Annotated in this window: 20 protein-coding genes; 6 read left to right on the forward strand and 14 right to left on the reverse strand. The window is 70.5% G+C overall.

From position 1 onward, the window contains the following. The first annotated feature begins 48 nt into the window (after positions 1-48). On the forward strand, positions 49-771 hold the full coding sequence (locus OHA05_RS16570; protein WP_313945588.1) for a nucleotidyltransferase family protein: 723 nt from the start codon (positions 49-51) through the stop codon (positions 769-771). A 213-nt stretch (positions 772-984) separates the two neighbouring features. Here the strand turns inward: OHA05_RS16570 and OHA05_RS16575 are convergent, their stop codons facing one another. The 6 genes from OHA05_RS16575 to OHA05_RS16600 all read right to left on the reverse strand — a co-directional run bounded on the left by OHA05_RS16575 (position 985) and on the right by OHA05_RS16600 (position 7,384). Continuing rightward, a complete protein-coding gene (locus OHA05_RS16575; protein ID WP_328861034.1) occupies positions 985-2,550 on the reverse strand; it encodes a DoxX family membrane protein in 1,566 nt (521 codons plus the stop codon). Between the two features lie 169 nt (positions 2,551-2,719). Next, positions 2,720-3,673, reverse strand: a complete 954-nt coding sequence (gene rlmB / locus OHA05_RS16580) for a 23S rRNA (guanosine(2251)-2'-O)-methyltransferase RlmB (RefSeq protein WP_313945586.1) — start codon at positions 3,671-3,673, stop codon at positions 2,720-2,722. Between the two features lie 94 nt (positions 3,674-3,767). After that, entirely contained in the window at positions 3,768-5,168 is a 1,401-nt protein-coding gene (gene cysS, locus OHA05_RS16585) for a cysteine--tRNA ligase (protein WP_328861035.1), read from the reverse strand. Between the two features lie 198 nt (positions 5,169-5,366). After that, positions 5,367-5,885, reverse strand: a complete 519-nt coding sequence (gene ispF, locus OHA05_RS16590) for a 2-C-methyl-D-erythritol 2,4-cyclodiphosphate synthase (RefSeq protein WP_313945584.1) — start codon at positions 5,883-5,885, stop codon at positions 5,367-5,369. Continuing rightward, a complete protein-coding gene (gene ispD / locus OHA05_RS16595; protein WP_313945583.1) occupies positions 5,872-6,618 on the reverse strand; it encodes a 2-C-methyl-D-erythritol 4-phosphate cytidylyltransferase in 747 nt (248 codons plus the stop codon). The genes ispF and ispD overlap by 14 nt, the downstream gene beginning before the upstream one ends. A gap of 283 nt (positions 6,619-6,901) precedes the next feature. After that, on the reverse strand, positions 6,902-7,384 hold the full coding sequence (locus tag OHA05_RS16600) for a CarD family transcriptional regulator (protein WP_003953493.1): 483 nt from the start codon (positions 7,382-7,384) through the stop codon (positions 6,902-6,904). A gap of 615 nt (positions 7,385-7,999) precedes the next feature. Here OHA05_RS16600 and OHA05_RS16605 point away from each other — a divergent pair. After that, positions 8,000-8,755: a DUF461 domain-containing protein gene (locus tag OHA05_RS16605; RefSeq protein ID WP_313945582.1), complete on the forward strand. Its 756-nt coding sequence runs from the start codon at positions 8,000-8,002 to the stop codon at positions 8,753-8,755. A gap of 98 nt (positions 8,756-8,853) precedes the next feature. Here OHA05_RS16605 and OHA05_RS16610 read toward each other — a convergent pair whose 3' ends face one another. After that, entirely contained in the window at positions 8,854-9,534 is a 681-nt protein-coding gene (locus OHA05_RS16610; RefSeq protein ID WP_142217884.1) for a response regulator transcription factor, read from the reverse strand. Continuing rightward, a complete protein-coding gene (locus OHA05_RS16615; RefSeq protein WP_328861036.1) occupies positions 9,531-10,823 on the reverse strand; it encodes a sensor histidine kinase in 1,293 nt (430 codons plus the stop codon). The genes OHA05_RS16610 and OHA05_RS16615 overlap by 4 nt, the downstream gene beginning before the upstream one ends. Positions 10,824-11,031: 208 nt before the next feature. On the opposite strand from OHA05_RS16615, the gene phoU reads away from it, so the two are divergent. Continuing rightward, complete coding sequence (gene phoU / locus OHA05_RS16620) at positions 11,032-11,709, forward strand: phosphate signaling complex protein PhoU (protein ID WP_313945580.1); 678 nt, start codon at positions 11,032-11,034, stop codon at positions 11,707-11,709. Between the two features lie 387 nt (positions 11,710-12,096). Here the strand turns inward: phoU and OHA05_RS16625 are convergent, their stop codons facing one another. Then, positions 12,097-13,266 carry an amidase domain-containing protein gene (locus OHA05_RS16625; RefSeq protein WP_313945578.1) on the reverse strand — a complete coding sequence of 390 codons (1,170 nt, stop codon included), beginning with the start codon at positions 13,264-13,266 and terminating at the stop codon, positions 12,097-12,099. A 120-nt stretch (positions 13,267-13,386) separates the two neighbouring features. Here OHA05_RS16625 and OHA05_RS16630 point away from each other — a divergent pair, with 120 nt between their 5' ends. Then, complete coding sequence (locus OHA05_RS16630) at positions 13,387-13,929, forward strand: HAD domain-containing protein (protein WP_328861037.1); 543 nt, start codon at positions 13,387-13,389, stop codon at positions 13,927-13,929. A 105-nt stretch (positions 13,930-14,034) separates the two neighbouring features. Continuing rightward, complete coding sequence (locus tag OHA05_RS16635) at positions 14,035-14,493, forward strand: PaaI family thioesterase (RefSeq protein WP_313945576.1); 459 nt, start codon at positions 14,035-14,037, stop codon at positions 14,491-14,493. Between the two features lie 34 nt (positions 14,494-14,527). Here OHA05_RS16635 and OHA05_RS16640 read toward each other — a convergent pair whose 3' ends face one another. The 3 genes from OHA05_RS16640 to OHA05_RS16650 all read right to left on the reverse strand — a co-directional run bounded on the left by OHA05_RS16640 (position 14,528) and on the right by OHA05_RS16650 (position 16,815). Then, positions 14,528-15,247 (reverse strand): hypothetical protein, encoded by a 720-nt coding sequence (locus OHA05_RS16640; RefSeq protein ID WP_328861038.1) that lies wholly within the window; start codon positions 15,245-15,247, stop codon positions 14,528-14,530. Between the two features lie 81 nt (positions 15,248-15,328). Beyond that, positions 15,329-15,907, reverse strand: a complete 579-nt coding sequence (locus OHA05_RS16645) for a dihydrofolate reductase family protein (RefSeq protein ID WP_328861039.1) — start codon at positions 15,905-15,907, stop codon at positions 15,329-15,331. A gap of 146 nt (positions 15,908-16,053) precedes the next feature. Further along, on the reverse strand, positions 16,054-16,815 hold the full coding sequence (locus tag OHA05_RS16650) for a phosphoglyceromutase (RefSeq protein WP_313945573.1): 762 nt from the start codon (positions 16,813-16,815) through the stop codon (positions 16,054-16,056). A gap of 153 nt (positions 16,816-16,968) precedes the next feature. Here OHA05_RS16650 and OHA05_RS16655 point away from each other — a divergent pair, with 153 nt between their 5' ends. After that, entirely contained in the window at positions 16,969-18,300 is a 1,332-nt protein-coding gene (locus OHA05_RS16655; RefSeq protein ID WP_313945572.1) for an MDR family MFS transporter, read from the forward strand. 46 nt (positions 18,301-18,346) lie between these two features. On the opposite strand, the gene OHA05_RS16660 is transcribed toward OHA05_RS16655, so the two are convergent. Together OHA05_RS16660 and OHA05_RS16665 are read right to left on the reverse strand one after the other, a co-directional pair. Then, entirely contained in the window at positions 18,347-19,960 is a 1,614-nt protein-coding gene (locus OHA05_RS16660; protein WP_328861040.1) for an MFS transporter, read from the reverse strand. Positions 19,961-20,024: 64 nt separating this feature from the next. Continuing rightward, positions 20,025-21,755, reverse strand: a complete 1,731-nt coding sequence (locus tag OHA05_RS16665; RefSeq protein WP_328861041.1) for a glycosyl hydrolase family 28-related protein — start codon at positions 21,753-21,755, stop codon at positions 20,025-20,027. Positions 21,756-21,879: the final 124 nt, after the last annotated feature.

The raw sequence follows: 21,879 nt of genomic DNA on the forward strand, positions 1-21,879 counted from the left end.
CGCGGCCCACGCCGCTTGTCCTCGCCTGCGCCGCATATCGTTCACGGCATGCAAACGCCTACGTATCCGACGCAGGCCGTGGTCCTGGCCGGCGGCCAGGGCTCGCGGCTGCGCCCGTACACCGACGACCGCCCCAAGCCGATGGTCGAGATCCCGGGCACCGGGACCCCGATCATCGGCCATCAGCTTGCCTGGCTGGCCTCGGAGGGCGTGACGGACGCCGTCGTCTCCTGCGGTCATCTCGCCGAGGTTCTCCAGGAGTGGCTGGAGGGCGCGGACCTGCCGCTGCGGGTGACGACGGTCGTCGAGAGCGAACCCCTGGGCCGCGGCGGCGGTCTGAAGTACGCCGCCGGGCATCTCCCGGCCCCCGACGAGCCCTGGTACGCGACGAACGGTGACATCTGGACCCGTTTCTCGCTGCGGGACATGGCGGCCTTCCACACCGAGCGTGACGCCTTCGCGACGCTCGCGCTGGCCCGTCCCCGGATCCCGTGGGGCGCGGTCGAGACCGACGCGTTCGGTCACATCACCGACTTCATCGAGTCGCCGCCGTCGCCGTATCTGATCAACGCCGGTGTGTACGTGTTCTCCTCGGCCTTCACGGAGCTTCTGCCGGACCGGGGCGACCATGAGCGGACCACGTTCCCGGGGCTGGCGCGGGAGAGGCGTCTGGCCGGGTTCCCGCTGCCGAACGGCGCGTACTGGCGGGCGATCGACACGGCGAAGGATCTGACGGAAGCGGCCAAGGAGCTTGCCGCGCAGGCCCGCTGAGGCGCCGCGTTCCCCGAACCCCCGAACAACCCCCCGGCCGGCGTCCGCAGGCCCCGTACGGGCCCGTGCAGCGCCGCACGGAGCCCGGTGGGCCCGGCTCGGGCCCGCCGGACCCCGCGAGGGGGCCCGGACACGACGAAGAGGCGGCCACCGGACTCCCGGTGGCCGCCTCTTCGTCGTGGTGCGTCGTGGTGCTTCGTGCTGGGGCGTGGGTCAGCCGAGCAGGCCGCCGATCACGCGCCCGCCGCTCGAACCGCCACCGGATCCGCCCGACGAGCCTCCGGAGTTCCCGCCGGAGGAGGAGCCGCCGCCGTCACCGCCGCCGCCGGAGCCGTCACCACCGCCGCCGCTGGAGCTGGGGCCCGAGCTGCCCGCCGGGGGTTCCTCGGCCGGCTCGGAGCGGCCGGGCTGTTCCTGGCTGCTTCCCTGTGTCTCGCTGGGGCGTTCGGCGACGCGTCCGCTCTCGCGCACGGCCTCCTGCGAGGGCGTCGACTTCTCCTGCTCGGGGGTCTCGGCGCGGCTCGCGGACGGGGTGGGCCTGTCGGCGTCACCGGACGGGCCGGAGGAGCTGCGTCCGGTGGTCGGCTCCTGCTCCAGCGGGGAGCCGGGGCGGTGGTTGGTCGGGTCCTGGTTGGGCCCGGGGACGGTGACCATGTCGGTGGAGCGGACGGCTCCGCCGAGTACGGAGCCGATGAGCAGGGTGAGGCCGACGACGACGGAGGCGACGATCGCTCCGCGGCGCAGCACACGCTGCCGCAGTTCCCACAGTTCGGAGCGGGGGCCGAGTTTGCGCCAGGCCTCGCCCGCGAGGCGTCCGTCGATGGAGTACACGGGGGCGCCCGCGATGATCAGCGGGGACCAGGCGGCGAGGTAGATGATGTCCGGCGCGTCGTAGGCGGGGACGGTCTTCCAGCTGACGGTGAGGATCAGTGCGGCCGACAGGAGGACGCCGATCACCGCGGCGACGCGCTGCCAGAGGCCGAGCACGGTGAGGACGCCGACGACGACCTGGAGGAAGGCGACGGTGAGGCCCGCGCCGACGGGGTGGGAGAGGGCGAAGTCCCGCAGGGGTTCGGCAAGGGCCCACGGGTGGAGGGAGTTGAGCCACTTCACCATGGAGCCGCGTTCGCCGCCGTCGAAGTAGACGGGGTCGCACAGTTTGCCCATGCCGGCGTAGATGGAGATGAAGCCGAGGAACACGCGCAGCGGCAGCAGCACCACTCCGAGGTTCATCCGGCGGCCGGGGTAGTAGGCGTGCCGGACGGTGTCGGCGCCGTGGCGCTGCGGGCGGTCGTCGTCACCGTGCTCGCTCAGGTCGAACTCGTCGTCCTCGTACGGCTCCTGGCCGTGGGAGTGGTACGAGTCGTAGGCGCCGACGGCCTGCCGCATGGGCGGCAGGAGGGGCCGGTCGCCGCCGCCGGGGGCGGGGACGACGGGGGTCGGCTCGGTGTCCTCGGCGAGGTCGAGGCGCGGGATGGTCTGCGTGGCGCCGGTGTCGTAGCGGTCGCTGTCGTAGCGGTCGCTGTCGTAGGCGTCGCGCCCGGCGGTGGTGTTGCGTACGGCCTGGAGCAGGCCGGTGGCGCCGGCGTCCCCGGGCGCCGACTTTCCGCTCCAGACGACGGGCGCCCGCCTGCGCACCACCCGGCCGGCCGCGCCGACGACGGGAATGAAGGCGGTCTGCGCGAGGGCACGTGCGGGGCGCGGGCTCTGGGCGAGCTGCACCCGGAAGCTGGCGTGGTTCACGATGACCTGCGCGGGATCGCAGTCAACCTTGACCATGCTCAGCGCAGGCTGATCATCGAACCCGGGCCGGGGCGTTCTGGTGTCCACACTCATCTAACCGAGTGATGTGGACTTAGGACACTGCCGTGACGGGCCCTATCTGTCCGAGACCCGTCAAGGCTGGTGAATTGGCCGGTTAACGCGTCGGAAGCGCGGAAATGCGGTGTCAGGCGCGGCGCTTGGCGGCCTCGTAGAGGACGACACCGGCGGCCACACCGGCGTTGAGCGATTCGGCGCCGCCGGGCATCGGGATGCGGACGAGGAAGTCGCAGGTCTCGCCGACGAGCCGGGACAGGCCCTTGCCCTCACTGCCGACGACGATGACGAGCGGGCCGCCGAGTTCCGTGAGGTCGCCGACCTCGTGGTCGCCGTCGGCGGCGAGGCCGACGACGGTGAGTCCGGCCTTCTGGTACGACTCCAGAGCGCGGGTGAGGTTGGTGGCGCGCGCGACGGGGGTGCGGGCCGCGGTGCCGGCGGAGGTCTTCCAGGCACCGGCGGTCATGCCGGCGGCGCGGCGCTCGGGGACGACGACGCCGTGGCCGCCGAAGGCGGCGACGGAGCGGACGACGGCGCCGAGGTTGCGCGGGTCGGTGACGCCGTCGAGAGCGACGATGAGCGGGTCCTCGCCGTCGTCGAAGGCGGCGGCCGCGAGGTCCTCGGGGTGCGCGTACTCGTAGGGCGGGACCTGGAGGACGAGGCCCTGGTGGTTGAGCCCGTTGGTCATGCGGTCGAGCTCGGGCCGCGGGGCTTCCATGATGTTGATGTTGCCGCGGCCGGTGGCGAGCTGGAGAGCCTCGCGTACGCGCTCGTCGTTGTCGATGAACTGCTGGACGTAGAGCGTGGAGGCGGGGACGCCGTCGCGCAGGGCCTCGAAGACGGGGTTGCGGCCGACGACCATCTCGGAGGTGCCCTTGCCGCCGCGGCGGGCGACGGGGCGCCGGCCGACGGCCTTCTTGGCCTGGGCGGTGGCGATGCGGTTCTTCTTGTGGCCCTTGCGGGCGGACGCGGGCGGGGTGGGGCCCTTGCCTTCGAGGCCGCGGCGTCGCTGGCCACCGCTGCCGACCTGCGCGCCCTTCTTGTTGGACGTGCGGCGGTTCCTGCGCTGGCTGTTCCCGGCCATGACTACCTGTTTCCCTGTTTCTTCAAGTCTGCGTGCGTGCGTATGTAAGAAAGTGTGCCGCCCGGCGGGCCGGGCGGCACATCTGCATGGGTGCTCAGCGGGGGCCGAGGGTCCACCGTGGCCCGTCGGGACCGTCTTCGATGACGAGTCCGGACTGGGTGAGCTGGTCGCGGATGGCGTCGGCGGTGCCCCAGTCCTTGCGGGCCCGGGCCGCTTCGCGCTGCTGGAGCACGAGGCGTACGAGGGTGTCGACGGCGCCGTGGAGGTCTTCGCCGCGGTCGGTCTCGCCGGCCCAGTGCTGGTCGAGCGGGTCCAGGCCGAGGACGCCGAGCATGGCGCGGACCTCGGCGAGGCGCGCGACGGCGGCTTCCTTGTCGTCGGCCGCCAGTGCGGAGTTCCCCTGGCGGACGGTGGTGTGGACGATGGCGAGGGCCTGGGGCACGCCCAGGTCGTCGTCCATGGCTTCGGCGAACGCGGGCGGCACCTCGTCCGCGGCGGGGACGGCTTCCCCGGCCTTCTCGGTGACGCGCTGGATGAAGCCCTCGATGCGGGCGAAGGCGGACTCGGCCTCGCGCAGCGCTTCCTCGCTGTACTCGATCATGGACCGGTAGTGCGGGGTGCCGAGGTAGTAGCGCAGGACGATGGGGCGCCAGTTCTTGACCATCTCGGAGACGAGCACCGAGTTGCCGAGCGACTTGGACATCTTCTCGCCGCTCATGGTGACCCAGGCGTTGTGCACCCAGTACCTGGCGAACTCGTCCCCGTAGGCCTTGGCCTGCGCGATCTCGTTCTCGTGGTGCGGGAAGATCAGGTCGAGTCCGCCGCCGTGGATGTCGAAGGCGGTGCCCAGGTACTTGTGCGCCATGGCGGAGCACTCGAGGTGCCAGCCGGGACGGCCGCGGCCCCACGGGGTCTCCCAGCTGGGCTCGCCGGGCCTGGTGGACTTCCACATGGCGAAATCGCGGGGGTCGCGCTTGCCGGTCTCGCCCTCGCCGGAGGGCTGGCGCAGGTCGTCGAGGTCCTGGTTGGACAGTTCGAGATAGCCGGGGAAGGACTTCACGTCGAAGTAGACGTTGCCCTCGGCCTCGTAGGCGTGGCCGCGCTCGATGAGGCCGCGCATCATCTCGACCATCTCGGTGATGTGGCCGGTGGCACGCGGCTCGTACGTGGGCGGCAGGCAGCCGAGGGCGGTGTAGCCGTCGTTGAAGGCGCGCTCGTTCTCGTAACCGATGGACCACCAGGGGCGGTTCTGCTCGGACGACTTGGTGATGATCTTGTCGTCGATGTCGGTCACGTTGCGGATGAAGGTCACGTCGTAGCCGCGGTACTCGAACCAGCGGCGCATGATGTCGAAGTTCAGTCCCGACCTGATGTGCCCGATGTGCGGGGCGGCCTGCACGGTCGCGCCACAGAGGTAGATCGAGACACAGCCCGGCGTGAGCGGGGAGAAGTCACGGATCTGCCGGGCGCTGGTGTCGTACAGGCGAATGGTCACGCAACAAGGGTAGTGGGCCCACGGCAGTGCCCCGCGACCCTTTCGGGCCGCGGGGACAAGTTCGTGACGTTTGTACGACGTGTTGTACGACGCCTTGCCGGGGCCCTGTCCGACGTCGTGTCGGAGTGGGCCGCGGCCGGGTGGTTCACCCGTACCGGCGACGCCCGGGGATGCCGGCGGGCCCGAGGGTGGTGAGGCTCACGGCGACGCGGGCGCCGGGGCCCGGTAGACCAGCGCCGTGGCGATGGCGGCGAGGCCCTCGGCCCGGCCGGTGAGCCCGAGGCCGTCGGTGGTCGTGCCGGAGACGGAGACCGGGGCGCCGACCGCCGCTCCGAGCGCCTTCTGGGCCTCGTCCCGGCGCTTGCCGATCTTGGGCCGTACGCCGATGACCTGGATGGCGACGTTCCCGATCTCGAATCCTTCGGCGCGCACGATCCGGGCCGCCTCGGTGAGGAGGGTGACGCCCGAGGCGCCGGACCACTCGGGCCGTGAGGTGCCGAAGTGGGCGCCGAGGTCGCCGACACCGGCGGCGGAGAAGAGCGCGTCGCAGGCGGCGTGGGCGGCGACGTCGCCGTCGGAGTGTCCGGCGAGGCCATGACCGCCGTCGGGGCCGTCCCACAGCAGGCCGGCGCACCACAGCTCGCGGCCCTCTTCGAAGGCGTGGACGTCGGTGCCGATGCCGATCTGCGGCACGGGCGGGTGGCTAGAAGCCGTCATTGGCCCTCCTGCGGGCGAGTACGGCCTCGGCGAGGACGAGGTCCAGGGGGCGGGTCACCTTGAAGGCCTCTTCGTGTCCGGGGACGACGACGACCGGGCCGCCGAGCCGCTCGACCATCCCGGCACAGTCGGTGGCGCCCTCGCCGTCCGGCCGGACGATGTGGTGGGCGCGCACGAGGGTGTCCCGGTCGAAGCCCTGGGGGGTCTGCACGGCGCGCAGCCGGGCCCGCTCGGGGGTGGCGACGACCGGTTCGGGTTCGCCCTTCTCGGCGGGTTCGACTTCCTTGACGGTGTCGGCGAGCGGGAGGGCGGGCACGACGGCCTGCGCTCCGTCGCGTACGGCTTCGATGACGCCGTCGACGGTGTCGACGGGTACGAGGGGTCGCGCCGCGTCGTGGACGAGGACGATGCCGATGTCCTCGGGCAGGGCGTCGAGGCCGAGCCGTACGGAGTCCTGGCGGGTGTCGCCGCCTGCGACGACGAGGACCTCGGTGCGGTCGGACATGGCGTGTTCGGCGAGGACGTTCTTCACGCCGGCGACGTCGTCGGGCGGAGCGACGACCACGACGAGGGACACGGCGCGGGAGGCGGCCATGGCCCGTACGGCGTGGACGAGCATGGGTGTGCCGCTCAGCGTGCGGAGCGCCTTGGGAGCGCCGGGGCCGAGCCGTACGCCCTTGCCGGCGGCCGGGATCACCGCTGCGGTACGGGACGGACGCGTTTGGTCAGACATCGGTTGCACTCCGGCAGGTTTGTTTCCTCGGCCGACATGGGTATGGCCTGGGGGTACCCCCGACCGTAGGTTGGGGGAGTGCCGGGCGCGACGCCTTGACCGGACCCTTCCGTGACCATCGGTCTGCGCCAGCCGCCCGGGCCCGGCACACCACAGGGTGGGGTACCGCTGTGAACGCGAGACGAACATGCCGCAGCGCCCGGCGACAGAACTGTAGTCACAGCTTGTCAGCGGGCACCGCGGCACTATGTGGATAGCAGCTTTTGCATCCGGCGCAGCTGCGTCAGGACGCGAGGACCTCGTCGAGCAGAGCCTCGGCCTTGTCTTCGTTGGTGTTCTCCGCAAGCGCGAGCTCGCTCACCAGGATCTGGCGAGCCTTGGCGAGCATCCGCTTCTCACCTGCGGAAAGACCACGCTCACGCTCACGACGCCACAGGTCGCGCACTACTTCGGCGACCTTGATGACATCGCCGGAGGCGAGCTTCTCGAGATTTGCCTTGTAGCGACGGGACCAGTTCGTCGGCTCTTCGGCGTACGGCGCGCGCAGCACCTCGAAGACCCGGTCCAGCCCGTCCTGCCCGACCACATCGCGTACCCCGACGAACTCCGCATTGTCCGCCGGCACGCGCACCGTCAGGTCGCCCTGAGCGACCTTGAGCACCAAGTAGGTCTTGTCCACGCCTTTGATCTGGCGAGTTTCGATGGCCTCGATCAGCGCGGCCCCGTGATGGGGATAGACCACGGTGTCGCCAACCTTGAACGTCATGTGACAGGTACCCCTTCCGTGGCTATCCAGGGTAACACGGATACGGCTTCTTCTGAATGGCGTTTTCGCAGGTCAGGGCATATCTCGGGGCTTGACAACTGCAACGTGGACGTGCTGCGGACGGTCTGCGGAACGAGGTATTCGCAGGTCGGAGCGGCTGCACAGGCGGACAGAAACGCACACGTCACACACCGCGCAGAGCCCCCGCGCGTGGATGAACATCCCGATTTGCCGGGTTTCCAGTGGTGAACTTCCCGTACTCCGTTCGGCGGTCGGTCACCCGTACGGAGGGACGCGGCCGGGAATCCGGAATTGATCACCGGAGCTATTCGCGGGGAATGCGGACGGGCCGGGAAATTGATCATCTCGGATATGTGAACAGCGTTCGAATGCACATGATCGGGCGTGGCCCGGCAGGGCATGTGCCGGTACCCGGGGCGGCGCGTCGCGGGTGAAGGGGCGGGTCGGGTGCGGGGCGGGAGCGGTGGCTCGGTAATCTGTCGGCGAACTGACGCGGCCCCGGCCGGTATTGCGCCGGTTCGACCTTCCCCGAGGCCTCCGGGCGCCGGGGGCCCGTCCGTAGCCAGTCCGAACGTTCAAGGAGATGCCGCCGCCGTGAGCCTCCCCCAAACTCCGTCCGGGGGCGCCCGCCTTCGACGCGGCGCCCTCGCCGTCACCGCCGTCGCGTTCTCCGTCCTCGCGCTCGGCGCCTGCAGCGCGGGCGAGAACGCCCAGACGCTCGGTGTCAGGCCCGACAACGCCGAGGTCTCGGTCGACGCGATCAAGATCCAGAACGCGGTGGTGATCACCCAGCCGCAGAGCGATACCGACGGTCCCGCGACCTTCTCCGCGACGATCTTCAACGAGGACTCCGAGCCGCAGACGATCGACGCGGTCACGCTGCCGGGCGTCAACGGCACGGTGAAGCTGTCCCCGGCCCAGGGCACGGGCCCGGTCACCGTCCCCGCTCTGGGCTCGATCATCGTCGGCGGCAAGGGCAACGCGTCCGCGGTGCTCGAGAACGGCCGTGAGCTGACGAAGAACATCGGCGGGGTGCAGGACGTCGTCGTCCGCTTCAGCGAGACCGGCGATGTGAAGCTCGAGGCGTTCGTGCACCCGGCCGCGGGCTACTACCAGGGCTTCGGCCCGAGCGTCCTGCCGAAGCCGCCGGTGCAGACGCCCCCGGCCGAGCCGTCGAAGAGCCCGGGCGCGCCGGAGGGCGAGCACGGCAGCGAGCCGTCGGACGGCGCCTCGGAGCCGGCGGAGGGCGAGGCCGGAGCGTCGGGCGAGCCGGGCAACGGCGAGTCGGGCGAGCCGGGTACCCCCTCGGACTCCTCCTCCGCCTCGACCGAGGGCGACGCGGAGCACTGACAGCAGACATGAGGGCGCCCCGCCGGGACTCCGGCGGGGCGCCCTCATGTCTGCCCCGGAACGGCCCTTCGGAGGGGAAGGCCTCCGGCCGGGCCGGCCTACGGCTCGAACTTGTAGCCGAGGCCCCGGACCGTCACCAGATAGCGCGGCGCACCCGGGTCCGGCTCGATCTTGGCGCGCAGACGCTTGACGTGGACGTCCAGCGTCTTGGTGTCGCCGACGTAGTCCGCGCCCCACACCCGGTCGATCAGCTGCATACGGGTCAGCACACGGCCCGCGTTGCGCAGCAGCATCTCCAGCAGGTCGAACTCCTTCAGCGGGAGGTCGACCTTGCCGCCGGAGACCGTGACGACATGGCGGTCCACGTCCATCCGGACCGGGCCGGCCTCCAGGGCTGCCGGGGTGACCTCCTCCGGCTCGCCGCGGCGGCGCAGCACCGCACGGATACGGGCGACCAGCTCCCGTGAGGAGAAGGGCTTGGTGACGTAGTCGTCGGCTCCTATTTCGAGGCCGACGACCTTGTCGATCTCACTGTCCTTGGCGGTCACCATGATGACCGGGACGTTGGAGCGGCCGCGCAGCTGACGGCACACCTCGGTGCCCGGCAGTCCGGGCAGCATCAGGTCGAGCAGGACGAGGTCGGCGCCGTTGCGCTCGAACTCGTCGAGCCCCTCGGGGCCGGTGGTCGCGATGGCGACCTCGAAGCCCTCTTTGCGGAGCATGTAGGACAGGGCGTCGCTGAATGATTCCTCATCCTCGACGACGAGCACTCGGGTCACGGAAGGACCTCCGGGGCAGGGATCACGGTGTTCTGGTCAGAGGGTTCGCTGTCGAAGGGCCGGTCGTCGTCCTCGTCGACGCGATCCGGGCCGGTGGATGAACGGTCCCGCACGGCTCCCGCTTCCGGTAGCCGCAGGGTGAACGTGGAGCCTTGTCCCTCGGAGCTCCACACGGTGACCTCCCCGCCGTGCGAGGCGGCCACGTGTTTGACGATGGCCAGTCCGAGGCCGGTGCCTCCGGTGGCCCGGGACCGGGCGGGGTCGACGCGGTAGAAGCGTTCGAAGACCCTTTCGCGGTCCTTCTCCGAGATCCCGATGCCCTGGTCGGTGACGGCGATCTCGATGAGGTCGCCGCCGGACACGGTGATGCGGCGGGCGGAGATGCCGACGCGGGTGCGGGCCGGGGAGTAGTTGACGGCGTTCTCGACGAGATTGCCGAGCGCGGCGGCGAGCTGGCCCCGGTTGCCCCAGATGTGCAGGTCGGAGGTGGCTCCCTCGGCGCCGGGCGCGGTGGTCCCGCCGACGGCCATGGTGATCTGTTTGGTGGACGCGGGGTGCCGGGAGCGGTCGATGGCCTCGGCGACCAGTTCGTCCACGCGTACGGGCTCGGCGTCCTCCAGCGGGTCGTCGTTCTGCACCCGGGAGAGGTCGATGAGTTCCTGTACGAGGTTGGTGAGCCGGGTCGCCTCGATCTGCATGCGGCCGGCGAAGCGGGTGACCGCCTCGGGGTCGTCGGAGGCGTCCATGACCGCCTCGGAGAGCAGGGAGAGAGCGCCGACGGGGGTCTTGAGCTCGTGGCTGACGTTGGCGACGAAATCGCGTCGTACCGCTTCGATACGGCGGGCCTCGGTGAGGTCCTCCACCAGCAGGAGGACGAGGCGGGAGCCGAGCGGTGCGACGCGGGCGGAGACGGCGAGGGCTTCGCCGCGGCCGGTGCCGCGGCGGGGCAGGTCCAGTTCGACCTGCCGTATCTCACCGTCGCGCCGGGTGTCGCGTGCCATGTGCAGCATCGGCTCGACCGCGAGCTTGCCGCCGCGGACCAGGCCGAGGGCGTACGCCGCGGAGCTGGCCTTGACCACGGCGTCGCTCTCGTCGAGGACGACCGCGGAGGAGCGGAGTACGGAAAGGACCGTGTCGACGCCGGGCGGCAGCGCGGCGTCGGTGTGCAGAGAGGTGCGGGTGGGTCTCGCCTGGTCGCGTTCGCTCCAGCGGAACGCCAGCATGGCGATGACGCCGGTGCACAACCCGGCGATCGCTGCCGCTGCGGCAACCGCCGCGTTCACGTCCATGCCTCCAGGTTAGGCGTGGTCACGAGCATGCTCCCAGCCAAACGGGTGGCACCTCGAACACTCGTCGCTCAGAGTTCACCGAGGGGATGGGGCCGGTTCACTTCCGAGGGTGGAGCCGGACGCGTTCCGGACAGAACGTGGGAGCGTGGGGGTCCGAGACACCCCCGTACCACTCCGGACCCCGGTCAGATTGAGAGAGGGACATCCCATGCGGGACGCGTACCACGAGGAACTGGACTCGATCGGCGAGGGCCTGGTCGAGATGGCCCGGCTGGTCGGGTCGGCGATCGGGCGCGCCACGACGGCGATGCTCGACGCCGATCTGAAGCTTGCCGAGAGTGTGATCGCCGCCGACCAGAAGGTCGACGACCTGCAGCACGACCTGGAGGCGCGGGCGATCGCGCTGCTGGCGCGCCAGCAGCCCGTCGCCACGGATCTGCGGATCGTGGTGACCTCCCTGCGGATGAGCGCCGACCTGGAGCGCTCGGGCGACCTGGCCCAGCACGTGGCCAAGCTGGCCCGGCTGCGTTTCCCGGAGACCGCGGTGCCGCAGGACCTTCAGGCGACCATCCTGGAGATGGGTCAGCTGGCGCAGCGCCTGATGGCGAAGGCGGCCGAGGTCATCATCACGAAGGACGTCGACCTGGCGCTCCAGCTGGAGACGGACGACGACGAGATGGACCTGCTGCACCGCACGCTGTTCCAGCACCTGATCGACGACCGCTGGAAGCATGGCATCGAGACGGCGGTGGACGTGACGCTGCTCGGCCGCTACTACGAGCGCTTCGCGGACCACGCGGTTTCGGTGGCCAAGCGTGTCGTGTACCTGGTCACGGGCGAGCACGCGGACGAGCTTCAGCAGCCGACGCAGGTCGACGGCGCGTAGTCGCCGGGGGCGATTGTGCCTCCGCGCGCTGTTGATGCGCCTGCCCCGGGGGGAATGACATGGGCAGAGGCGGCACATCTCGTACGCCCTTGAGGAGGGACCCCATGGCCGAATCCCCCACGACCGACCCTCAGCAGGAATCGTCCGGCGGACAGACCGACGTGACGTTCCTGCCCGTTCTCGGTGCCTGCGGCTGCGGCTCGGGCTGCGGCTGCGGCTGCCAGTCGGGGGCACCGTGCCAGTGCGGAGGCTGCTGCGGCTAGCGGCGGCGACAGCGAACAAGGGCCCCGTCCGCATCCGGACGGGGCCCTTGTCTGTCCACTTGCGCCTGTGTCCCTGTGCGCCTCGGCGTGCGTGACCGTACGCCGAGGCGTGTCGTGCGTCGGATCAGGTGCGGTACGCGTAGTACGCCGAGTTCGGGTACGAGGCGATGATGCTCGCGACCGACCTGCGGTACGTGTTGTTGGAGTGGTACGTCAGGTACGGCACGCCCTTCGAGCTGCGGTACGAGACGACCATGGTGTGGTCCTTGGACCCGTCCTTGTCGAAGTCCATCTGCATCACGTCACCCAGATCCATCTGGTAGACGTTCGCCAGGCTGGTGACCCGCTTGGAGGACAGGGCGAACCACGAGAACTCGTTCACGCCGACCCACGAGTCCGACTGGCGCGTGGTGTTGGAGAACCACTTCGTGTAGTCGGTGGACGTCCCCGGGACGTCCTTCCATCCACCGGCCCGCAGGGCCTGGCTGACGAAGTTCGTGCAGTCGCCGCCGGCCGAGTGGTAGTTGGGGTAGGCGGTGTTGTAGTTGGTCCAGTACTTCTCCGCGTACGCGGCCATGGCCTTGTAGTTGTACGTACCGGAGTTGAGGGCCTTCGGCTTGGCCGGCGCGGGCCGCGTGATGGCGGCGCGCGTGGCCACGGGCATCCCGCCGTCGCGCGCGGTCACCCCGGTGCGCGGCTGGGCGGGCTGGTTCACCGCGATGTAGCCGTCATCGGTGTCGCGGATGCCGGTCAGCTGCCAGTTGCCCTGCCGGTCGGCGGCGAAGGTGAGTTCGTGGCGGGCCTGGAAACCGGTGGTGCCCGGCTCGTCGCCACGGATCTTCTGGTACGTCAGCGTCGTGGTCTCGGTGACCTCGACGGTGGCGTGACGTCCCCGGGTGCGCGCCTTGTCGAGGGTGACGCTGGTCTTGGCCGAGGTGTACCGCTCACCGAGGGTGGCGAGGCGGGACTTGCGGCTGCGGAGCGAGGAGAGCGCGGAGTCCTCCTTGTTCTCCAGCGACGCCGACAGCCGTACGTCACCGGAGAAGCCGGACGTCAGCGGCGCCTTGCCCGGGTTCTGCTTGCGGTCCACGAGGGCGTCCGTGCGGTCGGTGAAGACCGCGTCCGCCAGCCGCTGGAAGGTGGCCCTGGTCTGCGGGTCCACCGCCACGTTGTCGGCACTGGCCGCGCCGGCACTCCAGTTGGGCAGCATGGCCGCGCCGGCGACAACCGAGGCGACCGCCGCCGTCAATATGGTCGCGCGGCGGCGCGTACGGCTCAATTTCCTTGATTTCACTGAGTTCCCCTCCCACCCGGACGCCTGCCGGGGCAGGGCATCTTCGCATGCCCGCTGTGCGGGGTGTGAAGGGGGTTGCCCGAGAGATGGCGGGATCGTTGCGCGGTTAGTGTTCCGCCCGTGACCGGCCCGGTGGAACGCCCCCTCCTCTTCCTCGATGTCGACGGCCCGCTCATCCCCTTCGGACCGGCACCGGGCCGTTCTTCCGGACCGGCTGCTTCCGTTTTCGGTGCGCCCGCCGATCCGGGAAATCCGCTGCTGGGACGCCTCGATCCCTCGGTCGGGCCTCGTCTGACCGCGCTGGGCTGCGAGTTGGTGTGGGCGACGACATGGCTGGACGACGCGAACGAGGTCGTCGCTCCGCGGATCGGCCTGCCGCCCCTGCCGGTGGTGAGGTGGCCGGACGCCGTTCCCGAGGGGCCACGGGGCCTGCACTGGAAGACGCGCACCGTCGTCGAGTGGGCGTGCGGCCGCCCGTTCATCTGGGTCGACGACGAGATCGGCGCGATGGACCGCCTGTGGGTCGCGGCCGAGCACCGAGGGGCGGCGCTGCTGCACCGCGTGGACGCGGGCGTGGGGCTGACGGACGAGGATTTCAGGGTGCTCGCGGAGTGGCTCGGTACGGCGGTGCCGGACGGGCCGCAGGGTACGGACGGGCCCTGACCAGGGGTGTCATGATGATCGCCAACGGCGGTTCATCCGTGCACCTGGGCGTGGCCCGCACCTCGGCCCGCCGGACCGGGACCGACGACCGCCCCTGGAGGGCACGTGGACGACCAGGCGCAGCAGGACGAGGCGAGCCCCGAGGTGCAGGCGCGCATCCGGGCCAGTTTCGAGAGCCAGGGCCTGATGGGCCACCTCGGCGCCCGCCTCGCGCACATCGCACCGGGCCGCGTCCACATCACCCTCCCCCACCGGCCCGAGGTCACCCAGCAGAACGGCTACTTCCACGCGGGAGCCACCAGCGCCATCGCCGACAGCGCGGGCGGCTACGCGGCGTTCACCCTCTTTCCCGAGGACTCGTCGGTGCTCTCCGTCGAGTACAAGATCAACCTGCTGGCGCCCGCGCTGGGTGACCACATCGAGGCGATCGGCACGGTCCTGAAGTCCGGACGCACGCTCACCGTCTGCCGACTGGAGGTGTTCGGAGTCCGGGGAGACGAACGGTCGCTCGTGGCCTCCGGCCAGCAGACACTGATCCGCGTCGAGGCACGGCCGGAACGGTGAACCCCGGCGCCCAGCCGTGGGGTTGCGGGGCTGCTCAGGGGCGCTGCGCCTCCCGCAACCGCTCGACCTGCCGGTGGATCAGATCGGAGGGGAAGGACGCGCTGCCGCCGAGGTTCAGCTTTCTGAACGTCACGATGGTGTTCCCGGCCCGCACCACGGTGAACTGCTCGTTGCGATCCCCGGGATGCTCGGGGCCCATGGGGATGGTCTCCAGGAATCGCACCGATTCGTCACCGACGATCAGGGGCTGTACCACCGTCAGCGTGGTCTTGAACTTTCCCATCCAGGCAGTGCCCTCGTACGAACGGCAGGTGCCGAGCGCCTGCTTGAGCCGGGCGAAGGCCTGCTGGGCCTTCCCGTCCTCGTAGGCGGCAAGCGTCGAGCCACCGCCCCAGATGTCTCCCTTCCAGTTGAATTCCTGAGAGACGACTGCGGACGCACGCTCGCCTCCACGAATGTCGAGCACGGCCTGGCACGTGGGGTCGGACACCGGCGGGAACGAGCGCTGTTCCTCCTTGGGCTGGGGATCCAGCACCGGATTCCCGGCCTCGTGCGCCCCCGCGACCTCGCCCTCCTTGAAGGCGACAGCCCGCAGCTGTGCCCGCGTCAGAGGTGCCACGTCGGGCGCCGACGCGGTCGCCCTCGGTGTCACGGGCTTCGGTGGCGCAGCCGGTGCCGCGGAACACCCGGCCATCAGTACCCCGTCGATCACCGTGCCGAGCGTCGGAATGGGGCGGCGCGCGCGAACGTACATGAACGTCCCCCCAAGGACCGTGCGAGTGAGGACGCCGACGGTAGCCGTGCCGGGGCGTTCGTTACCAGGGGCTTCCTGGGCTCAGCCGTGCAGCGTGGGCCGGTAGACGAGTTCCTGGATGTGTCCGTCGAGCGTCCGCTGCCCGATCAGTTCCAGGTCGAAGTCGGCCGCCCCCTGAAAGATCGGGTCGAGCCCGGTCCGGCCGGTGATCACCGGGTAGAGCGTCACCTGGACCCGGTCGACCAGACCGGCGGCCATCAGGGCCCGGTTCATCGAGAGGCTGCCGTGCGAGCGCAGCGGTACGTCGGACTCCTCCTTGAGCCGGGCGACGACGTCGGCGGCGTCGCCGCTCACGACCTTCGCCTCCGGCCAGTCGAGGGGGCCGTCCAGCGTGTTCGACACCACCGTCGCCGGCAGGCTCCTCATCCGCGTGACCCAGGGGTCGCGCACCTCGGACTCCTCGGTGCTCTCGGCCAGCATCTGCGCGAACAGCCGGTAGGTATTGGCCCCGAAGACCATCCTCGGCTCCTCCCCGTACAGGGAGAGGCGGTGGTCGAGAAGCTCAGGGCCCTGCTTGCCCCAGTAGCCGGTCCAGTCGCCGCCGGCGGCACCGAAGCCGTCGAGGCTGGAGAAGACGTCGAACGTGTAGGTGGCGGTCATGGTGCTCTCCCGGTGTGCGGTCGGTCGCGTCCTGGAGATACAGACTGGCGACCGCGACGGGACTCATCGCCCATCCATGGCCGCGCGCCGCGAAAACGCCCCCGATCCGCGCCATCGACGCAGCTCGGGGGCGTGATCGTGCAGAGCTACTTCTTCTTGCCCTGATTCTTGACCGCCTCGATCGCCGCCGCCGCAGCGTCCGGGTCGAGGTAGGTGCCGCCCGGGTTGAGGGGCTTGAAGTCGGCGTCGAGCTCGTACACCAGCGGGATGCCCGTCGGGATGTTGAGGCCCGCGATGTCCTCGTCCGAGACGCCGTCGAGGTGCTTGACCAGCGCGCGCAGCGAGTTGCCGTGCGCGGCGACCAGGACCGTGCGGCCGGTCAGCAGGTCCGGGACGATGCCGTCGTACCAGTACGGCAGCATGCGGACCACGACGTCCTTGAGGCACTCGGTGCGCGGGCGCAGCTCCGGCGGGATCGTGGCGTAGCGCGCGTCGTCGCTCTGGGAGAACTCCGTGCCGTCCTCGAGCGGCGGCGGCGGGGTGTCGTAGGAGCGGCGCCACAGCATGAACTGCTCCTCGCCGAACTCCGCGAGGGTCTGCGCCTTGTCCTTGCCCTGAAGCGCACCGTAGTGACGCTCGTTCAGCCGCCACGAGCGGCGGACCGGGATCCACAGGCGGTCGGCGGAGTCCAGCGCCAGCTGGGCGGTGCGGATCGCGCGCTTCTGCAGCGACGTGTGCAGTACGTCGGGCAGCAGGCCGGCGTCCTTGAGCAGCTCACCGCCGCGGACCGCCTCCTTCTCGCCCTTCTCGGTGAGATTGACGTCCACCCAGCCGGTGAACAGGTTCTTCGCGTTCCATTCGCTCTCGCCGTGGCGGAGGAGGATCAGCTTGTACGGTGCTTCGGCCATGTGTCCGAGCCTAATGGACGCCCTCCGGGCGGACCGCTCGCGTCCACGGTTGACGGCAGACGTCAATTGACTGGCGGCCGGGACCCCGCGCTAAGTAACGTGCGCATACCAGCCAAGCCACTTACACGCCTGCCGAGGCCCCGGGGGAGACACATGTCCACAGCCGCACTGCGCAGAGCCGTACGCGAAAGCGTCTCGGGGCTCCCCCCGGCGTTCTGGTGGCTGTGGACGAGCACGCTGGTGAACCGGCTCGGGGCGTTCGTCGCCACCTTCATGGCCTTGTACCTGACGCTGGAGGAGGGCTACTCGGCCTCGTACGCCGGGCTCGTCGTCGCTCTGCACGGCCTCGGTGGTGTCATCTCCTCCCTCGGCGGCGGTGTGATGGCCGACCGGCTGGGGCGCCGGCCCACCCTGCTGATCGCGCAGAGCTCGACGGCCGTGTCCGTGGCCGTGCTCGGATTCGTCCAGCACCCGGTGGCGATCGCGGCCGTCGCCTTCGTGGTCGGCATGGCGTCGAACGCCTCCCGTCCGGCCGTGCAGGCGATGATGGCCGACATCGTCCGGCCGCAGGACCGTGTGCGGGCGTTCTCGCTCAACTACTGGGCCATCAACCTCGGCTTCGCCGTCTCCTCCGTCGCCGCCGGATTCATCGCCGAGTACAGCTACCTCGCGGGCTTCCTCGGCGAGGCCGTCATGACCCTCGTCTGCGCCGTCGTCGTCTTCGTGAAGCTGCCGGAGTCGCGGCCCGAGCGGTCGCAGGAGGAGTCCGCCACAGGCGCCGCGGAGCCGCGGATCGGGCTCGGGACCGTGCTGCGCGACGGCCGGTTCATGGGTGTCGTCGGGCTGTCGTTCCTCGTCTCGCTGGTCTTCATGCAGGGCTACATGGGCCTGCCGCTCGCGATGGGCGCCGACGGCTTCTCCGCCTCCGACTTCGGCACGGCCATCGCGATCAACGGTGTGCTGATCGTGGTCATGCAGATCCCGGTCACCCGGTACATCGAACACCGCGACCCGCGCCGTCTGCTGATCATCTCCTCGCTGCTCGCGGGGTACGGCTTCGGGCTCACCGCCTTCGCCGGGTCCATCGCCGTCTACGCGCTGACCGTGTGCGTGTGGACGCTGGCCGAGATCGTCAACGCCCCCACGCAGACCGGGCTGGTCGTCCGGCTCTCCCCGCTGCACGGCCGGGGCCGCTACCAGGGCATGTACACGATGTCGTGGTCGGTCGCCGCGCTGATCGCCCCGCTGCTGGCCGGATTCGTCATCGACCACTACGGCGCCGGGCTGCTGTGGGGCATGTGCGCGGTGCTGGGGACGGTGGCCGGGCTCGGGTACTGGCTGCTGATGCGCAGCCTCCCGGAGGAGGAACCGGCCGGGGCGGAGGTGCCCGCACCGGACGCGCAGGTCCCGCCGGTCGCCCCCGTCACACCGGTCACGCCCATCACCCTGACGGACACCGGCGCGGCGGAGAGGGCCGGAGCCTGACCGCGGGCCGCCGATCGCGGGCCGCGCGCACCGACACCTCGGCGCGTCAGCGGTCCGCCTGCACCCGCGACGCCGTGTCCGTCTCCTCCGTCACCCGCGTGCCCGGGTGCAGCAGCGAGCACACGAACGCGATGGCGAGCGCGATGGCCATGCCGTAGAACACGTACTGGTTGGCCTCGGCGAAGTCCATCCGGATGGCGTTCATCGAGTCGCGCATGGCCGTCGCGATCGGCCCGTCGCCGGTCGGTGTCTTCGCGTCCGGGTTGCCGGTGACCGCCTCGGCGACATTGCGGGCCGCGTCCCGTGCGGGGCCGTCCGGTACGCCCTTGGCCTGGAGCGTCTCCATGACCTTGTCGGTGGTGACATGGGTGAGGATCGTGCCGAAGACCGCCATGCCCACCGCCGCCGCGAAGTTGCGCACGGTCTGGGTGATGCCGGTGACCTCGCCGTACGAGGCGTTGATCGACCGGTTGACGGCGTCCGTCGAGGCCGGAGCGAGCAGAAAGCCGATGCCCGCGCCGGCGAGCGCTGCGTACAACCACTGGTCGTGCATCGAAAGGTTCGTCAGTTCGCCCGCCCACAGCCAGAATCCGACGGCGCCGAGCGCGGTGCCCAGTTTCATCGCGGGCCGCGCGCCGCGTTTGTCGAGGATGCGGCCGCCCCACTGGGACGCGATGCCGAAGCCGATGAAGAAGTAGAGAAGGAACAGCGCGGCCTGGTTCGGCGAGGCGCTCAGCGAGACCTGCGCGTACACCGAGGCGAAGAAGAACACCGGGACGAAGGCGAGCATCGCGAAGAAGAGGACGGCCGAGTCGACGCTGAACGCCTTGTCGCGGAAGACCTGGAGCTTGATGAGCGGTTCCTCGACGCGGAGTTCGTAGGCGCAGAACACGACCAGCACGGCGATGCCGCCGATGATGCAGGCCCAGGTGGCGACGCTGCCCCAGCCCCACGCGGACGCCTGCTCAAGGCCGAGCACGCTCAGCCCCATGCCGGCGGCGACGAGGACGGCGCCGGGCACGTCGAGGCGTTCGGGTCGCTTCTGGTTGGGGATACGGGCGTACGCCGTGAGGACGAGGGCGATGATCGCGACGGGCACGTTGACCCAGAAGATCGCGCGCCACGTCCAGTCGGTGAGCCAGCCACCGAGGAGCGGGCCGAGCGCGGTCAGCGCACCGGACAGACCGAAGAACAGCGCGAGGGCCCGGCCGCGCTTCTCCACCGGGAAGACCGCGACGACGACGGCGAGCGCGGCGGGGAACATCAGGGCGGCGCCCAGGCCTTGGGTGGCCCGGAAGACGATGAGCCAGCTCTGGGCGAAGCTGTCGTCGGGGACGCAGCCGCAGAGCACGGAGGAAATGACGAAGATCAGGGTGCCGATCACCATCATCCGGCGGTGGCCGAGGATGTCGGCGAGCCGGCCGCCGAGGGCGAAGAACGCGGCCAGGGACAGCAGATAGGCGTTGACGACCCATTGCACGCCCGAGGTGGAGAGGTCGAGTTCGTCCACGATGCTCGGGGCGGCGATGGCCACGATGGTCTGGTCGATGAACGTCATCGACACCGCGAACAGCATCGCGGCGAGGGCAACGGTCTGATTGGGCCCGGCGGCTCCGGAAGCGGCCGTCCCGGGCACAGAACTCCCCGTTTTGTCGCTCATGGTGGGATTCTCCCCCTCCCCGGGGTGTCCCGCACGCCCGGGGAGAGGGAGGGAACAGGGGCGACTACGAGTGCAGAGCGCGCTGCGCCTGATGCAGATTGCGCGGCTGCACGCCACCCGGGGCGCCGTACGCCTCCAGACGGGAGTGCAGTTCTCCGGTGAAGTCGGGTACGTCCGTCTGGTCGAACTCGCGGACCGTGGAGATGGCGACGGTCGCGCTGTACGGGGCGATTTGGTCGATCTTGATCAGACCGGCGCGTTCGTTGGTGACGGTGACGTTCCAGTGGGTGAACCGGGCGCCGTAGAGCGGGCCCGCGCTGGCGTCGCCGCCGTGCCGGCCGTCGTTGTTCACCGTGATCTCGGTGCGGACGTTGGCGAACGGCATCCCGCGGTGGGTGTCGAAGGTGCCCATGTCCATCCGGCCGCGCGACCAGACGTTGTAGCTGGAGAGCCCTTCGACGTTGATGCCGTGCAACTGGGTGCCGGCCGGGGCCGGGACCGTGCGCGGGGCGATGGTGAAGTCCTCGACGAGGTTGTCGTGCGAGCCCTCGCGGCAGAAGTACGGGTGGTGGGAGCCGCGGCCCTCGACCCGCGTACGGCGCAGTGTGCAGGCGGACGCGGCGACCAGGCCGAACCCGTTGTCCGCGTGACGGACCGTGATGTCGTCGGCCCAGCAGTCGTACGCGCACTGGAAGGTGACGCCGTTGTAGCCCTTGTCGAGCAGATGCGGGGACTGCGGGGTCTCCACCGCCTCCAGGGTGAGCCCCTCGACGCCCGAGTCGGTGAGCGGCGTGACCGGTGCGACGAGCCGGGGGTCCCACTCCGGGCGCAGGTCGAGCGGCAGAGGGCGCTCGAACGTGACCCTGTTCCGCTTGACCGAGGTGATGCGGACCGGCCACTCGTACGGGACGTAGCTGGTCAGCTTGGTCTTGTCGTCCCAGAAGTACGCCTCGGGGCCGGGGCCGTCGCCGGCCATGTGCTCCAGCAGCGTGTGCTGGGCGTCGTCCGCGATGCGCAGCAGGACGAGCTGGCCGCGGCGCAGTTTGCGGGTGTCGGGGACGGTCACGGTCCAGTCGCCGCGCTTGGCGGCGCGGACGGTGGCGAGGGTGCGCCACTCGTCGCGCTGGTTGCCGGTCCAGCCCTCGAAGGGCCAGTCCTTGGCCTTGATCGCATCGACGAGGCTGTCCCAACGCCCGCTCGGGCAGAGCCAGATGAGACCGCCCGCCCAGGACCAGGAGGACTTGTCGCCGCCGTAGCGACTGCCGTACGGGCCGATGAGCTCGGTGAGGTTCTTGGTGGCGAGCAGCTTGGTGCGGGTGCTGCCGGCGCCCTTGAGGACGACGTTGCTGTGGCCGATGCGGATGACGTCGTCGATGCGGTAGGTGCCGGGGGGTATGCGGACGGTGCCGCCGCCGCGCTTGCCGACGGCGGCGAGGGCGCGGTTGATGGCGGGGGCGGCGTCGGCGGAACCGTCGGGCTCGGCGCCGAAGTCGAGGACATCGACGGTTCGCGTGGGTGCGTCCTGCTTGGGTGCGTCCTGCTTGGGCGCGTGGTGGTCACCGCGGTGGCGGCCGGCGCGGCCGATGTAGGGGATCTGGGGGTGGTCGAAGGGGTTGCGGCGGTACTCGCGCCAGAGGGAGGAGGGGGCGGCGGCGGCCGGCTGGGGGTGGAGGTGGCGGGCGGCGGCGCGGGCGGTGCCGCCGAGGAGGGTGCCGCTGGTGGCACAGGCTGCTGCAACGGCGGTGGCACTGCCGAGCAGAGTGCGTCTGCTGATGGGGCGCTGACCGGTCTCCATGAGCTCGCCTTCCACGGATGTGAACCACGTTCATGTGGGTGTTGGCGGTGAGCATGCCATGGGGGTGCGGGGTGCGGAAGGGGGTGTGCGGGGGGTGTTGGTCGGGGGCTGGTGCTGTGCGGGC

Origin of the sequence: Streptomyces sp. NBC_00306, assembly GCF_036169555.1 — a bacterium.
In the GTDB taxonomy this organism is placed as follows: Bacteria; Actinomycetota; Actinomycetes; order Streptomycetales; family Streptomycetaceae; genus Streptomyces; species Streptomyces achmelvichensis.